This is a genomic window from Actinosynnema sp. CA-299493 (genome assembly GCF_050946825.1).
Taxonomy (GTDB): domain Bacteria; phylum Actinomycetota; class Actinomycetes; order Mycobacteriales; family Pseudonocardiaceae; genus Actinosynnema.
In genome coordinates, this window is record NZ_CP191993.1 from 380,812 (window position 1) to 394,611 (window position 13,800).

Annotated in this window: 13 protein-coding genes; 7 read left to right on the top strand and 6 right to left on the bottom strand. The window is 71.4% G+C overall.

The features are described 5' to 3' along the window. Positions 1-30 precede the first annotated feature (30 nt). The 5 genes from lysS to ACQPYE_RS01935 all read left to right on the top strand — a co-directional run bounded on the left by lysS (position 31) and on the right by ACQPYE_RS01935 (position 5,117). Positions 31-1,542 carry a lysine--tRNA ligase gene (lysS, locus tag ACQPYE_RS01915; protein WP_498718793.1) on the top strand — a complete coding sequence of 504 codons (1,512 nt, stop codon included), beginning with the start codon at positions 31-33 and terminating at the stop codon, positions 1,540-1,542. Between the two features lie 114 nt (positions 1,543-1,656). Continuing rightward, the gene (locus ACQPYE_RS01920) at positions 1,657-2,004 is read left to right on the top strand and encodes a histone-like nucleoid-structuring protein Lsr2 (protein ID WP_033443198.1); all 348 of its coding nucleotides are present in this window, start codon (positions 1,657-1,659) and stop codon (positions 2,002-2,004) included. 259 nt (positions 2,005-2,263) lie between these two features. Beyond that, positions 2,264-3,253: a FecCD family ABC transporter permease gene (locus ACQPYE_RS01925; RefSeq protein WP_498718794.1), complete on the top strand. Its 990-nt coding sequence runs from the start codon at positions 2,264-2,266 to the stop codon at positions 3,251-3,253. 35 nt (positions 3,254-3,288) lie between these two features. Then, positions 3,289-4,314: a FecCD family ABC transporter permease gene (locus tag ACQPYE_RS01930; RefSeq protein WP_498718795.1), complete on the top strand. Its 1,026-nt coding sequence runs from the start codon at positions 3,289-3,291 to the stop codon at positions 4,312-4,314. Continuing rightward, positions 4,311-5,117, top strand: coding sequence for an ABC transporter ATP-binding protein (locus tag ACQPYE_RS01935; RefSeq protein WP_498718796.1), 807 nt, complete (start codon positions 4,311-4,313; stop codon positions 5,115-5,117). The genes ACQPYE_RS01930 and ACQPYE_RS01935 overlap by 4 nt, the downstream gene beginning before the upstream one ends. Before the next feature lie 11 nt (positions 5,118-5,128). On the opposite strand, the gene ACQPYE_RS01940 is transcribed toward ACQPYE_RS01935, so the two are convergent. Next, entirely contained in the window at positions 5,129-5,929 is an 801-nt protein-coding gene (locus ACQPYE_RS01940; RefSeq protein WP_498718798.1) for a (2Fe-2S)-binding protein, read from the bottom strand. Between the two features lie 361 nt (positions 5,930-6,290). On the opposite strand from ACQPYE_RS01940, the gene ACQPYE_RS01945 reads away from it, so the two are divergent. After that, entirely contained in the window at positions 6,291-8,849 is a 2,559-nt protein-coding gene (locus ACQPYE_RS01945) for an ATP-dependent Clp protease ATP-binding subunit (RefSeq protein WP_498718800.1), read from the top strand. 98 nt (positions 8,850-8,947) lie between these two features. Here the strand turns inward: ACQPYE_RS01945 and pcp are convergent, their stop codons facing one another. Next, entirely contained in the window at positions 8,948-9,580 is a 633-nt protein-coding gene (gene pcp / locus ACQPYE_RS01950) for a pyroglutamyl-peptidase I (protein ID WP_498718801.1), read from the bottom strand. Positions 9,581-9,598: 18 nt separating this feature from the next. Between pcp and ACQPYE_RS01955 the strand changes: the two genes are divergently transcribed. Beyond that, a complete protein-coding gene (locus tag ACQPYE_RS01955) occupies positions 9,599-10,573 on the top strand; it encodes an endonuclease/exonuclease/phosphatase family protein (RefSeq protein ID WP_498718802.1) in 975 nt (324 codons plus the stop codon). Here the strand turns inward: ACQPYE_RS01955 and ACQPYE_RS01960 are convergent. Genes ACQPYE_RS01960 through ACQPYE_RS01975 form a run of 4 tightly spaced genes read right to left on the bottom strand, consistent with a single transcriptional unit; the run spans position 10,545 to position 13,798 of the window. Next, entirely contained in the window at positions 10,545-11,342 is a 798-nt protein-coding gene (locus tag ACQPYE_RS01960; RefSeq protein WP_498718803.1) for an SIR2 family NAD-dependent protein deacylase, read from the bottom strand. The two genes, ACQPYE_RS01955 and ACQPYE_RS01960, sit on opposite strands and share 29 nt — an antisense overlap. A 10-nt stretch (positions 11,343-11,352) precedes the next feature. Continuing rightward, positions 11,353-11,661 (bottom strand): antibiotic biosynthesis monooxygenase family protein, encoded by a 309-nt coding sequence (locus tag ACQPYE_RS01965; protein ID WP_053715850.1) that lies wholly within the window; start codon positions 11,659-11,661, stop codon positions 11,353-11,355. Between the two features lie 9 nt (positions 11,662-11,670). Beyond that, the gene (locus ACQPYE_RS01970) at positions 11,671-12,282 is read right to left on the bottom strand and encodes a CGNR zinc finger domain-containing protein (protein WP_498718805.1); all 612 of its coding nucleotides are present in this window, start codon (positions 12,280-12,282) and stop codon (positions 11,671-11,673) included. Between the two features lie 37 nt (positions 12,283-12,319). Next, positions 12,320-13,798: a M1 family metallopeptidase gene (locus ACQPYE_RS01975; RefSeq protein ID WP_498718806.1), complete on the bottom strand. Its 1,479-nt coding sequence runs from the start codon at positions 13,796-13,798 to the stop codon at positions 12,320-12,322. Between the last annotated feature and the right edge of the window lie 2 nt (positions 13,799-13,800).

The following is a 13,800-nucleotide window of genomic DNA, read 5'->3' on the forward strand; positions in this document are numbered from 1 at the left end:
CCCGAGTGGTCTTTCCGTACTCTTCGTCTTGTGAGTGAGCAGCCAGCGACCGGTTCCGCGACCAGCGACGACGATCTGCCCGAGCAGCTGAGGGTGCGCCGGGAGAAGCGGGCGCGACTGCTGGAACGCGGGGTCGACCCGTATCCGGTCGAAGTCCCGCGCACGCACACGTTGCGCGAGGTCCGCGAAGCGCATCAGGGACTGGAACCGGACACCGCGACCGGTGATGTGGTCGGTGTGACGGGCCGGGTCATGTTCATCCGCAACACCGGCAAGTTGTGCTTCGCCACGCTGCGCGAGGGCGACGGCACCGAACTGCAGGCGATGCTGAGCCTGAACGGCGTCGGCGAGCAGTCGCTCGGCGAATGGAAGTCCGACGTCGACTTGGGCGACCACGTATTCGTGCACGGCGAGGTCATCACGTCCCGCCGCGGCGAACTGTCCGTGATGGCGGACCAGTGGTCGATGACGGCGAAGGCGTTGCGCCCGTTGCCGGTCGCGCACAAGGAACTCGCCGAGGAAACCCGCATTCGCCAGCGGTACGTCGATCTGATCCTGCGCGAGCAGGCCCGGAACACGGTGCGCAACCGGGCCGCCGTGGTGCGCTCGTTGCGGGAGTCGTTCCACCGGCGTGGTTTCATCGAAGTCGAGACCCCGATGTTGCAGACGTTGCAGGGCGGCGCGACCGCCCGGCCGTTCGTGACCCGGTCGAACGCGCTCGACATCGACCTGTTCCTGCGGATCGCGCCCGAGCTGTACCTGAAGCGGTGCGTGGTGGGTGGTATCGAGAAGGTCTTCGAGATCAACCGCAACTTCCGCAACGAGGGCATGGACTCGTCGCATTCGCCCGAGTTCTCGATGCTGGAGTACTACGAGGCGTACGCCACGTACGACTCCAACGCGGTGCTGACCCGGGAGCTGATCCAGGAAGCCGCGTTGGCGATCGCGGGCTCGCACGTGGTGACGTTGGTCGACGGCACGGAGTACGACCTCGGTGGCGAGTGGACCACGTTGGGCATGTACGAGTCGTTGTCCGAAGCGGCGGGCGAAGAAGTCACGCCCGAAACTTCTCCGGAGCGGTTGCGCGAGCTGGCCGACAAGCACGGCCTGGAGACGGACCCGAAGACCGGGCACGGCAAGCTGGTCGAGGAGCTGTGGGAGCACCTGGTCGGTGACGCGCTGCACGCGCCCACGTTTGTGCGCGATTTCCCGGTGGAGACCTCGCCGCTCACCCGTCAGCACCGCACCCGGCCGGGTGTGGCGGAAAAGTGGGACCTGTACGTGCGCGGTTTCGAGTTGGCCACGGGATACTCGGAACTGGTGGACCCCGTGGTCGAGCGGGAGCGGTTGGAAGCCCAGGCCCGGCTGGCGGCGACCGGCGACGCCGAGGCGATGCCGGTCGACGAAGACTTTCTGCGATCACTGGAGTACGGAATGCCACCGAGCGGTGGTGTGGGAATGGGCATCGACCGGCTGCTGATGGCGCTCACCGGTCTCGGTATCCGGGAGACGATCCTCTTCCCCCTCGTGCGCCCGGAATGAGTAACTTCTCGGACTCCAGGCGGCGCATTCCCGCAGTTGTGCGCTAACCTGCACTCGCCAATGCTTTAGGTCGCGGTCGGGGAACACCGCGCATTCGAGTCCAGGAGGATACGCATGGCGCAGAAGGTCACCGTGACCCTGGTCGATGACCTGGACGGTGGGAAGGCAGAGGAGACGGTCGGCTTCGGATTGGACGGTGTGTCCTACGAGATCGACCTTTCTGCGGGCAATGCGGGCAGGCTCCGCGACGCTCTCGCCGACTTCGTCGCCAGTGCCCGCAAGGCGGGCGGTCGCAAGCGCGGCCCGGGTCGTCCGGCCGGTGTGAAGGCAGCTCGTCCGGCTTCGGCGGATCGCGAGCAGAACCAGGCCATTCGGGAGTGGGCGCGCAAGCAGGGGATGAAGGTCTCCGATCGCGGGCGCATCCCGGCCGAGGTGCTGGAGGCTTACCACCAGCAGGGCTGACGCGAGTTGTGCACGTGGCGCAGGCCACGGCAATTACGTCAATCGACGAAGGGGCGCCGGAATCCTCCGGCGCCCCTCGGTTGTTTTCCAGGACTTGCCGGTGAGTTGCGAAGATCGATTCTGCGGATGACCGCCGGCCCGTCAGGGTGATCTTCGACTCGGCCGTTCGGCGGCACGGAGCGTGCTCGGCGGTGATCGCACCGTGTTCGGTTAGGCTTACCTCACCGAACGTCGGGTCGCCGTGGGAGGAGCAAGCGCGTTGGCTCTCCGCACCACCCGCCTGGCGCTGCTCGTCGGGCTCCTCGCCCTGGTCGCCCTCGCCAGCGTCGCCATCGGCGCGAAGGACATCCCGATCGCCGACGTCTGGCACGCGTTGACCGCGCCGACGGGGCTGGAGAACGACCTCGTCGTCCGTGAGCTGCGGGTGCCGCGCACGCTGCTCGGCATCGCGGTCGGTGTCGCGCTGGGCGTCGGCGGCGCGTTGATGCAGGGCCACACCCGCAACCCGCTGGCCGACCCGGGCATCCTCGGCGTCACGCAGGGCGCGGCGTTCGCGGTCGTGCTGTCGATCTTCACGCTGGGTGTGACCAGCCTCTACGGGTACGTGTGGTTCGCGTTCGGCGGCGCGCTCGTGGCCAGCGTGGTGGTGTTCCTGCTGGGGTCGGGGCGCACCGGGCCGACGCCGGTGACGTTGGCGCTGGCGGGCGCGGCGGTCAGCGCGCTCATGCAGGGGCTGGTGTCCGCGCTCGTGCTGCTGGACCGGCAGAGCCTCGACGCGTTCCGGTTCTGGCAGGTCGGCGGCATCGCCGGGCGCGACCTCGCGGTGCTGTGGCAGGTGCTGCCGTTCCTGGTGCTCGGGCTCGTGCTGGCGGCGGGCAACGCGCCCGGCCTGAACGCGCTGTCGCTGGGTGACGACGTGGCCAGGTCGCTGGGGCAGCGGGTGGCGGCGACCAGGGTCGTCGGCGTGGCCGCGACGACGTTGCTGGTGGGCGGCGCGGTGGCGGTGTGCGGGCCGATCGGGTTCCTCGGGCTCGTCGTGCCGCACGCGGCGCGGGCGCTGACCGGGCCGGACTACCGGTGGCTGCTGCCGTTCGCCGGGGTGATCGGCGCGATCGTGCTGCTGGTCGCGGACGTCGTCGGGCGGGTCGTGACCAGGCCGGGCGAGCTCGAGGTGGGCGTGGTGATGGCGCTGGTCGGCGCGCCGTTCTTCATCGCCCTGGTGCGGCGGCGGAAGCTGGTGAAGCTGTGAGGGGCGGCCCGGTCAAGGGGTTCCGGGTCGGACCCGTGTCGGGACCGCTGCGGTGGCGGCCGTTCGTCGTGGTGGTCGTGGGGCTGGCGCTGGTGGTGCTCGCGGGCGCGGTGAGCGTGGCCCGCGGTGACTTCCCGATCCCGCTGGGGCAGGTGTTCGACGTGCTGCTGGGCGGCGGTCAGCGCGGTCAGCGGTTCATCGTGCTCGACCTGCGGCTGCCGCGGGCGTTGACCGGGGTGCTCGTCGGCGCGGCGCTCGGGGTGGCGGGCGCGGTCTTCCAGTCGATCGCGCGCAACCCGCTGGCGAGCCCGGACATCCTCGGCGTGACGTGGGGCGCGGGGGCCGGCGCGGTCACCGTGATCACGTTCGCCGGGTCGATGGGCGCGGTGGGCGGGACCGTGGCGAAGGTCGGCGTGCCGCTGGCGGCGCTGGGCGGCGGGCTGCTGGCCGGCCTGCTGGTCTACGGGCTGGCGTGGCGACGGGGGATCGAGGGGTTCCGGCTGGTGCTCGTCGGCATCGGCGTCTCGGCCGTGACCGGCAACATCACCCACTACCTGCTGACCGTCGGCGACGTGACCGACGCGGCGCGGGTGATGGTGTGGATCACCGGCAGCCTGAACGGGCGCGGGTGGGAGCACGTCGTGCCGGTCGGGTTGGCGCTGGCGGTGCTGATCCCGGCGGCGCTGGTCGGCTCGCGGCTGCTGGGCGCGCTGCGGTTCGACGACGACACCGTGCGCGGGCTCGGCGTGCGGCTCGACGGGGCGCGCAGCGTGCTGCTGCTGATCGCGGTCGTGCTGGCGGCCGTGGCCACGGCGTCGGCCGGACCGGTGGCGTTCGTGGCGCTGGCGTCGCCGCAGATCGCGCTGCGGGTGGCCGGGACCGCCACGCCGCCGCTGCTCGGGTCGGCCGTGGTCGGCGCGCTGCTGGTGGTGGTGTCGGACCTGGTCGCGCGGCTGGCGTTCGGCGGGTTCGAGCTGCCGGTGGGCGTGGTGACGGCGGTGATCGGCGCTCCTTATCTGATGTACCTGCTCGTCCGCAGTCGTCGGGAGGCACGGGTATGACCGCTGTTCGGCTGCAGGCGCAGTCGCTGTCCGTGGGGTACGGGGAGCGGCTGGTGGTGTCCGGGCTGGACCTGGACGTGCTGTCCGGTTCGGTGACGGCGGTGATCGGGCCCAACGGGTGCGGCAAGTCGACGTTGCTGCGGGCCCTGGGCCGGTTGCTGCCCGCGCGGTCGGGCGCGGTGGTGCTGGACGGCAAGCGGATCGACCGGACGCCCACCCGCGAGGTGGCGAAGGTGCTGGCGATGCTGCCGCAGTCGCCGCAGGCGCCCGAGGGGCTGACCGTGGGGGAGCTGGTGGCACGGGGTCGGCACCCGCACCAGGCGTGGTACCGGCAGTGGTCGCCGGAGGACGAGGCGGCGGTGGCGTCGGCCCTGGAGATGACCTCCATGGCGGAGCTGGCCGACCGGACCGTGGACGAGCTGTCCGGCGGGCAGCGGCAGCGGGCGTGGATCTCGATGGCGCTGGCCCAGGGCACGGACCTGCTGCTGCTGGACGAGCCGACGACCTACCTGGACCTGGCGCACCAGATCGACGTGCTGGACCTCGTGCAGCGGTTGCACCGGGACTTCGGCCGGACCGTGGTGATGGTCCTGCACGACCTGAACCTGGCCGCCCGCTACGCCGACCGCCTGGTCGCGATGAAGGAGGGGCGGATCGTGGTGGCCGGCGCGCCGGCCGACGTGCTGAGCGAGCCGAACCTGCTGGAGGTCTTCGGCCTGGACGCCCGCGTCGTCCCCGACCCGGTCACCGGCACCCCCCTGGTCGTCCCGGTCGGCCACCGCCACCGCACCCCCGAGCGCTGACCCGCGCGGGGTCAGCGGACGCGGGGGCAGGTGGCGCAGGCGTCGGCGTTCGGCAGCACGAAGTGGAAGCAGCAGCTCTCGCGGCGGCGGGTCCAGCCCGTGTCGGTCGCCCGCAGGGTCGACGCCGAGGTGAACGGGTCGAGCTTGGCCGGCAGCAGCAGCGCCGAGTCCATCACGCCCGCGGTCTCGTCGCCGCACAGCTGGCCCACCGTCCACGCCGCGCTGTCCAGCGCGTCCGTGGCCGCCGCCCACAGCATCCGCCGCCCCAGCCGCACGGTCGGCCCGTACGCGCCCACGAACTGCGCGCTGTGCGCCGCGAACCGTGCCCTCAGCAACGCCGCCAGCGCGGTCTCGTCGGCCACCGCGGTCGCCGTCGGGTGGTCGCCCTCGGGGTCGTCCGGCAGGCACGCGAACTCGTCGCTCAGCAACGCCACGCCGACCACGTGCGGCCGACCCGAGGGCGCGATCCTGATCGCCACGTCGGCGGGCCGCAGCGACGGCACCCGCCGCGCGGTGTGGAACAGCAGCCCGCCCAGCACGCCGACGACGTTGAGGTACCAGCTCATGACGTACCCGGCCGTGGTGCGCTCGGGTGCCTCGCCGTGCTGCTCGCGCAGCCACTCCGCCAACGCCTTGCGCCACGCGTCGAACCGCTCCGGCTCACCCGTGAACTCCGAGCACAGGACCCAGTCGCCGCGCTCGGCCGGCAGCCCGAACCGCACCTCGAAACCCTCGTACAGCGACACCCGCCCGAGGGACCGCGCGACGGGGGTCGTCACGTCGCACACCGTCGTCCGGGTCGGTACGGTCATGTCCGGGAGGTCCTCGTCGGTTCGGGGTGGCCGGGTGGTTCAGTGGAGCATGAGGCATGCCTAACCTAACCGAGGTCGCCCTAACTCGCACCCCTCCGGTGACCCCGGTCACCGCCGTTGTCGCCGAACGGTTGAATGTTCGCGCTCAGCGGACAACCCCCGTTCCGTGGAATCCCGCTGGCAGATCACGCGTTGGTACCGATGTCAGAGATCCCCGAAGACGGCTGCCTGCGATCGGGAACTGAGAGTGTCGGGGCTGACGACTACAGTGGTCCCACGGTGCCGCGCTCTCCAACGGTCAGCCAGACGGTCGGCCAGGGGTGAGCCCGAGGACCGCCGGCGCAGCAGTCAGGGAGTGCGAATGTTCGAAAGGTTCACCGACCGCGCGAGGCGGGTGGTTGTCCTGGCCCAAGAAGAGGCCCGGATGCTCAACCACAACTACATCGGCACCGAGCACATCCTCCTGGGGTTGATCCACGAGGGTGAAGGTGTCGCCGCCAAGGCGCTGGAGTCGTTGGGGATCGCGCTGGAGGGCGTCCGCCAGCAGGTCGAAGAGATCATCGGCCAGGGTCAGCAGGCCCCATCCGGCCACATCCCCTTCACCCCGCGCGCCAAGAAGGTGCTCGAGCTGTCACTGCGCGAAGCGCTGCAGCTCGGACACAACTACATCGGCACGGAGCACATCCTGCTCGGCCTGATCCGCGAGGGCGAGGGCGTCGCCGCCCAGGTGCTGGTCAAGCTCGGCGCGGACCTCAACCGGGTGCGCCAGCAGGTCCTCCAGCTCCTGTCCGGCTACTCCGGCGGCAAGGAGCCGACGGAGTCCGGCGGCCGCGGCGAGGGCACCCCGTCCTCCTCCCTGGTCCTCGACCAGTTCGGGCGCAACCTGACCGCCAGCGCGCGGGAGGGCAAGCTCGACCCGGTGATCGGGCGCACCAAGGAGATCGAGCGGGTCATGCAGGTGCTGTCCCGCCGCACCAAGAACAACCCGGTCCTGATCGGCGAGCCCGGCGTGGGCAAGACCGCCGTGGTCGAGGGCTTGGCCCAGATGGTGGTCAAGGGCGAGGTGCCCGAGACGCTGAAGGACAAGCAGCTCTACACGCTGGACCTGGGTTCGCTGGTCGCGGGCTCGCGCTACCGCGGTGACTTCGAGGAGCGCCTGAAGAAGGTCCTCAAGGAGATCCGCACGCGCGGCGACATCATCCTGTTCATCGACGAGATCCACACCCTGGTGGGCGCCGGTGCGGCCGAGGGCGCGATCGACGCGGCGTCGATCCTCAAGCCCATGCTGGCCCGCGGCGAGCTCCAGACCATCGGCGCGACCACCCTCGACGAGTACCGCAAGTACGTCGAGAAGGACCCCGCCCTGGAGCGCCGGTTCCAGCCGATCCAGGTCGGCGAGCCGTCGCTGGAGCACACGATCGAGATCCTCAAGGGTCTGCGGGACCGGTACGAGGCGCACCACCGCGTCTCGATCACCGACTCCGCGCTGGTCGCCGCCGCGACGCTGGCCGACCGGTACATCAACGACCGGTTCCTGCCGGACAAGGCGATCGACCTCATCGACGAGGCGGGCGCGCGGATGCGCATCCGCCGGATGACCGCGCCGCCGGACCTGCGCGAGTTCGACGAGAAGATCGCCGACGTGCGCCGGGACAAGGAGTCCGCGATCGACGCGCAGGACTTCGAGCGCGCGGCGAAGCTCCGTGACGCGGAGAAGACGCTGCTGGGCCAGAAGGCCGAGCGGGAGAAGCAGTGGAAGGACGGCGACCTCGACGTCGTCGCCGAGGTGGACGACGAGCAGATCGCCGAGGTGCTGGCGAACTGGACCGGCATCCCCGTGTTCAAGCTCACCGAGGAGGAGACCACGCGTCTGCTCCGCATGGAGGACGAGCTGCACAAGCGGATCATCGGCCAGGTCGACGCGGTCAAGGCCGTGTCGCAGGCGATCCGCCGCACGAGGGCCGGTCTGAAGGACCCGAAGCGCCCTTCCGGCTCGTTCATCTTCGCCGGCCCGTCCGGTGTGGGCAAGACCGAGCTCTCGAAGGCGCTGGCGAACTTCCTGTTCGGCGAGGACGACGCCCTGATCCAGATCGACATGGGCGAGTTCCACGACCGCTACACGGCGTCGCGCCTGTTCGGCGCCCCTCCCGGGTACGTCGGCTACGAGGAGGGCGGCCAGCTCACCGAGAAGGTGCGCCGCAAGCCGTTCTCCGTGGTGCTGTTCGACGAGATCGAGAAGGCGCACCAGGAGGTCTACAACACGCTGCTCCAGGTGTTGGAGGACGGCCGCCTGACCGACGGTCAGGGCCGGACGGTGGACTTCAAGAACACCGTCATCATCTTCACGTCCAACCTGGGCACGTCGGACATCAGCAAGGCCGTCGGCCTCGGCTTCACCTCGGGTCAGGACACCGCGTCCAACTACGAGCGCATGAAGAACAAGGTCAACGACGAGCTGAAGAAGCACTTCCGGCCCGAGTTCCTCAACCGCATCGACGACATCATCGTCTTCCACCAGCTCACGCAGGACGAGATCATCAAGATGGTGGACCTGATGATCGCCCGCGTCGAGACGCAGTTGAAGAACAAGGACATGGCGATCGAGCTCACGGATCGCGCGAAGATGCTGCTGGCCAAGCGCGGGTTCGACCCCGTGCTGGGCGCCCGGCCGCTGCGTCGCACGATCCAGCGCGAGATCGAGGACCAGCTGTCGGAGAAGATCCTGTTCGGGGAGATCCAGCCCGGCCAGATCATCATCACCGACGTCGAGGGCTGGGACGGCGAGTCCGAGGCCGACGACAAGGCGCACTTCACCTTCCGCGGCGAGACCAAGCCGCTGCAGGTGCCGGACGCCCCGCCGGTCGACCTGGCCGCCTCCGGTGGCGACTCGGTCGGCGACTCGGACTCCGAGTCCGCCTGATGTGACCGACGTGGAACGCCCCCCGGGTTCGCCCGGGGGGCGTTTCGCGTGCTCGGACGGTCAGCGCGAAGGCGCCGTCAGCTGAGGGGAAGCCGCCGTCAGTGCAGGGTGCCGGCGGTGGTGCGCAGGTCGGTGGACGTGCTCAGCGAGGTGCGCACGATCAGTTCCAGCGCCCGTGCCGCGGTGGCCACGGGCAGGCTGGGGTGACCGCCCGCCTCGGCCTGCTCCGGCGAGAACGGCACGTGCACGAACCCGCCGCGCACGTCCGGGTGCTCGGTCGCGACCAGGTGCATCAGGCCGTAGAACACGTGGTTGCACACGAACGTCCCCGCCGAGTGCGACACCGACGCCGGGATGCCCTCGGCCGCCAGCGCCGCCACGCACGCCTTCACCGGCAGCCCGGTGAAGTACGCCGCCGGACCGCCGGGCACCACCGGCTCGTCGATGGGCCGTCCGCCGGCGTTGTCCGGGATCCGGGCGTCGTCCAGGTTCACCGCGACGCGCTCCGGCGTGACCCCGTCCCGGCCACCGGCCTGCCCCACGCACACGACGAGGTCGTACCGGCGAACGGCGAGGGCGTCGCGCACGGCGGCGATCGACTCGCCGAACACGCACGGCAGGCGCAGCTTCGTCAGCCGGTGACCGTCCGACCGCACCGCCTCGACCGCGTCCCAGGACGGGTTGGTGACCTCCCCGCCGAACGGTTCGAAGCCCGTCAGCAACACTTCCACTCGGGCAGACTAGAACGCGTGGTCGACATCGGGGAACGCCGCACCAGGCGCAAGGGGACGACGTTCCTGCTGGTAGTGGCGGCCATCACGTTCCTGCTCGCCGCGTTCACCAGGCTGCTCGGCATCGACGGCACCCGGCACATGGTCGCCACGACCGCCCTCACGCCCTACTTCACGGCGGCGGGCGTGGTGCTGGGCGCGCTCGCGCTGCTGCTGCGGCGCTGGGCGGTCGGCACGGTGACGTCGCTGGTCGCGGTGGTGCTGGTGGCGGCCGTCGCGCCACGCGCGTTCCCCGACTCGCGGCCGGTCGGCGTCGGCCAGGAGGTCACCGTGATGGCGGCGAACCTGCTGGTCGGCAAGGCCGAGGCGGAAGCGGTCGTGGCGGCGGTGAAGGCGCACGACGTCGACGTGCTCGCGTTGCAGGAGCTGACCCCGGCGATGGTCCTCGACCTCGAACGCGCGGGCCTGGACGAGGTGCTGCCCTTCCGGCACTTCCTGGACGAGCCGGGCGGCTCCGGGTCCGGCATCGCGTCCCGCTACCCGGTGTTCCCGCGCACGCTCACGCCGCCCAGCACGTTGCGCCAGGCCGGCGCGCTGGTCGACCTGCCCGGCGAGGACCTGGAGGTGCTGTCCGTGCACCCGCTGCCGCCGGTGGTCGACGCCGGGCCGGAGAGCTGGCAGCGCGACCTGGCCGGCCTGCCGGACCGGGAGCTGGACGGTCCGGTGCGCGTGCTCGCGGGCGACTTCAACGCCACCCTGGACCACGTCGGCCTGCGCCGGCTGCTCAACGGCGGTTACGTCGACGCCGCCGATCAGGTGGGCGCGGGCCTGGACCCGACCTGGCCGTCCGGCGGCGCGCTGTGGCCGCCGCCGGTGGCCATCGACCACGTGCTGGTGGACGACCGGTGCCCGGTGGACGCGTTCGCCGTCGTCGACGTGCCCGGCTCGGACCACCGGGCCGTGGTCACCCGATTCGTCGTGCCAACTCGGTGATCGCCGCCAGGGCGCCCATCGGCAACGACACCCCGCGCCCGTGCCGCACCTCCGGCTCACGCGGGTTGATCCTGATCAACGCGCCCGACGCGGCACTGGCCAGCTCCGCCTGACGCCGCACGGTCGGCACCGCGACACCCGCCCCGAGCTCCAGCACGACGATGCCGCGGTGGGCCCGCCGCCACTGAGCCAACGCGTCCAGCGCCTTCTGCGACGGCCCGCCGACCCACGCCCAGTCGCCGAACATGAGGATGTTCGGCCGCGCCAGCCCACCGCAGTTGCGGCACGACGGCAACCGCCCGGTCGCGCGCATCGACCCGGGGTCCACGTCCACCACGACGCCGTCGGCGGGCCACACGTCGTCCGTGCACGGCTCCACGCACTGGAGGTGGTGGATCGACCCGTGCACCTCGGCCACGTGGTCGAACCCGGCCCGCTGGAACTGGCCGTCCACGTTCGACGTGAACACCCGCGCGCCCCACTCCCGCAGCACGCGGAACCCGTCGTGCGGCGCCGTGCGCCGGTACAGGTCGAGCCGGTGCCCGTAGAAGCCCCACGCGAGCGCCGGGTCCTCCACGAAGTGCACCGGGTCGGCCAGCTCCTCGAACCGCAGGCCCAACCGCTCGTAGGGCGGGTACGCCTGCCAGAAGCCGGTCGCGCCGCGGAAGTCGGGCAGGCCGGAGTCGACGCCCATCCCCGCCCCCGCGCACACCAGCACCGCGTCGGCGGACCGGATCAGCTCCGCCGCGCGGTCGAGCGCCTCGTTCACCCGTTCAGGGTCACTTCTTCGCTTCGGAGCTGAGCACGACCTCGAACTCCAGCAGGTCCGAACCGGTGCCGACGGGCTTGGCGCGCTCGCCCGAGTGCGCCTCCTTGGCCCGGCCGCCCATCCAGTTCTGGAAGTCCTCCTCGGTCTCCCACTGGGTGACCACGAAGTACCGCTCGTCGCCCTTGACCGGCCGCAGGAGCTGGAAGCCCAGGAAACCGGGCTCGGAGTCGACCGCGCCCAGTCGCGCGGCGAACCGCTTCTCCAGCTCCGGGCCCGAGCCGTCGGGCACGTGGATCGCATTGATCTTCACAACCGCCATGCCCCGACGTTACTGCGCCCCGGCCGGTTCCGTCTCGTGGCGTGCCCGGTGGGCGCGGACCTTGTGCCGGTTGCCGCAGCGCTCCATCGAGCACCAGCGGCGGTTGCCCGCCCGGGAGGCGTCCACGAACAGCAGGCCGCAGTCGTCCGCCGAGCACTTGCGCACGCCGCCGTGCGCGACGAGCTCGACCGCGTCACGGGCCGCCGCGCCGAGCACCTGCGTGCCGGTGATCGGCCGTGCCCACGTGAGCGCGCGCGTGCGGGGGTCGACGACCGGTCGTGGTGTCTCGGCGGTGGCCGCGTTCAGCACCGCCAGGCCCTCGGCCGGGAGGTCGGCGCCCCGGACCATCGCCCGGGCGACCCGCCAGAACGCGTCGCGCAGCCGCTTCACCGCGTCCAGCTCGGCTTCGGTGACGCGCACGTCGGCCGCGGTGAACGGCGCGGTCGCGGCGAGGCGCGAGTCGACCAGCCACGCGGCCAGGTCGTCGGGCCGGTGCAGCGCCTCGAACACCCGCAGCTCGCCCGGGCCGCCGCTGACCAGCAGTTCCATCGCGAAGCTGCCGGGGTCGAAGCGGAAGCTCTGCCCGTCCGGCCGGGTCAGCGTCCTCGCCCACGTCGCCATGTAACCACTGTAGCCAGTTTCACCGACCGGCCCGGGGTCACCGCCGCAGCGTGCCCGGGTACAGGAACTCGTCGGCGGGCGCCCGGTCGCCGCGGAACCACGCGGCGAAGAACGCGTCCAGGTCCTGCCCCGACACCTGCTCCACGTGCGCCTCGAACTCCGGCCACGACGCGTTGCCGTCCCGGTTCGCGGCCACCCAGTCCTTGACCACGCGGTCGAACGCCTGGTCGCCGACCTGGCGGCGCAACGCGTGCAGCGCGAGCTGGCCCTTGTCGTAGACGCCGCGGAACTCGTTGCCCCGGCCCATGTCGTAGAGCTTGCGACCCCAGTACGTCTCGCGGTCGCCCACCCGCTCGACCTCGGCGTGGTACCGGGCGTCCAGGTCGACGTCCTGCTCGGCCTCCGCCCACAGCCACTGGGCGTAGGAGGCGAAGCACTCGTTCAGGCAGATGTCGGCCCAGTTCTCCAGGCTCACCGAGTCGCCGAACCACTGGTGCGCGTTCTCGTGCACCACGGTGTCGAGGTCGGCCCAGCCCGCGTAGATCGGCCGGGTCTGGGTCTCCAGCGAGAAGCCGATGTCGTCGGCCAGGAAGATCCCACCCGCCGAGGAGAACGGGTAGGGCCCGAACTTCTCGGCCAGGAACGCGAGCACCTCCGGCAGCCGCTCCTGGTGCTGCCTGCCGCCCTCCGCGCCCGGCGCGTAGGCGTTCACCACGGGCGTGCCGTCGGGCAGCGCCGACCGCTCGACGGTCCACCGGTCGATCGCGATCGTGGTCAGGTAGGTGGCCATCGGCTGCTCGGCGACCCAGCGGAACGACGTCCAGCCGTCGGCGGTGGTGGAGCCGGCCTCGACGCCGTTGGAGATCACCGACCAGCCCTCCGGCACGCGGGCGGTCAACGCGAACGCCGCCTTGTCGCGCGGGGTGTCGTTGGCGGGGAACCAGGTGGTCGCCGAGTGCGGCTCGCCCGCCGCGAACGCCCCGCCGGACGAGGAGACCTGCCAGCCGCTGCGGCCCAGCGCGCGGTCCTCGAACAGGGTCGGCTCGCCGCCGTACCGGACCGCGGTGGTGAACTCCTCGCCGTTCGCCAAGGGCGCCGCGGGCGTGACGACCAGCTCGTGGTCGCCCTCCTGGCGGAAGCCGGCCGCCTGCTCGCGCACGTCGACGCCCGAGACCTCCAGCGCGTACAGGTCGAGGTTGAACCGGGACAGGTCGGCGGTGGCCCTGGCGGTGATCGTCGCGACCCCCTCCAGCCGCTTCGTGGCCGGGTCGTAGCTGACGGACACGTCGTACGCGCTGACGTCGTAGCCGGTGTTGCCGTCCTGCGGGTAGTACGCGTCACCCGCCCCGTCGCCGCCCTCGGCGTTCACCACGGGCGGAGTGGTGGTGGTGGTGGTGGTGGTGGCCGGCGTGGCGGTCGGTTGGTCCCTCGGCATCCTGGCCACGACGATCCCGGCCACGACCAGCACCACGATGACGACGATCAGGTACGGGCGCGCCTGGGGACTCATGGCCATGC

What these genes read in the sequence shown, in the direction of transcription:
- ACQPYE_RS01945 (WP_498718800.1), top strand. Translation starts at nt 6,291, where the DNA reads ATGTTCGAAAGGTTCACCGACCGCGCGAGGCGGGTGGTTGTCCTGGCC.
- ACQPYE_RS01920 (WP_033443198.1), top strand. Translation starts at nt 1,657, where the DNA reads ATGGCGCAGAAGGTCACCGTGACCCTGGTCGATGACCTGGACGGTGGG.
- ACQPYE_RS01970 (WP_498718805.1), bottom strand. Translation starts at nt 12,282, where the DNA reads ATGGCGACGTGGGCGAGGACGCTGACCCGGCCGGACGGGCAGAGCTTC.
- ACQPYE_RS01935 (WP_498718796.1), top strand. Translation starts at nt 4,311, where the DNA reads ATGACCGCTGTTCGGCTGCAGGCGCAGTCGCTGTCCGTGGGGTACGGG.
- ACQPYE_RS01940 (WP_498718798.1), bottom strand. Translation starts at nt 5,929, where the DNA reads ATGACCGTACCGACCCGGACGACGGTGTGCGACGTGACGACCCCCGTC.
- ACQPYE_RS01965 (WP_053715850.1), bottom strand. Translation starts at nt 11,661, where the DNA reads ATGGCGGTTGTGAAGATCAATGCGATCCACGTGCCCGACGGCTCGGGC.
- ACQPYE_RS01975 (WP_498718806.1), bottom strand. Translation starts at nt 13,798, where the DNA reads ATGGCCATGAGTCCCCAGGCGCGCCCGTACCTGATCGTCGTCATCGTG.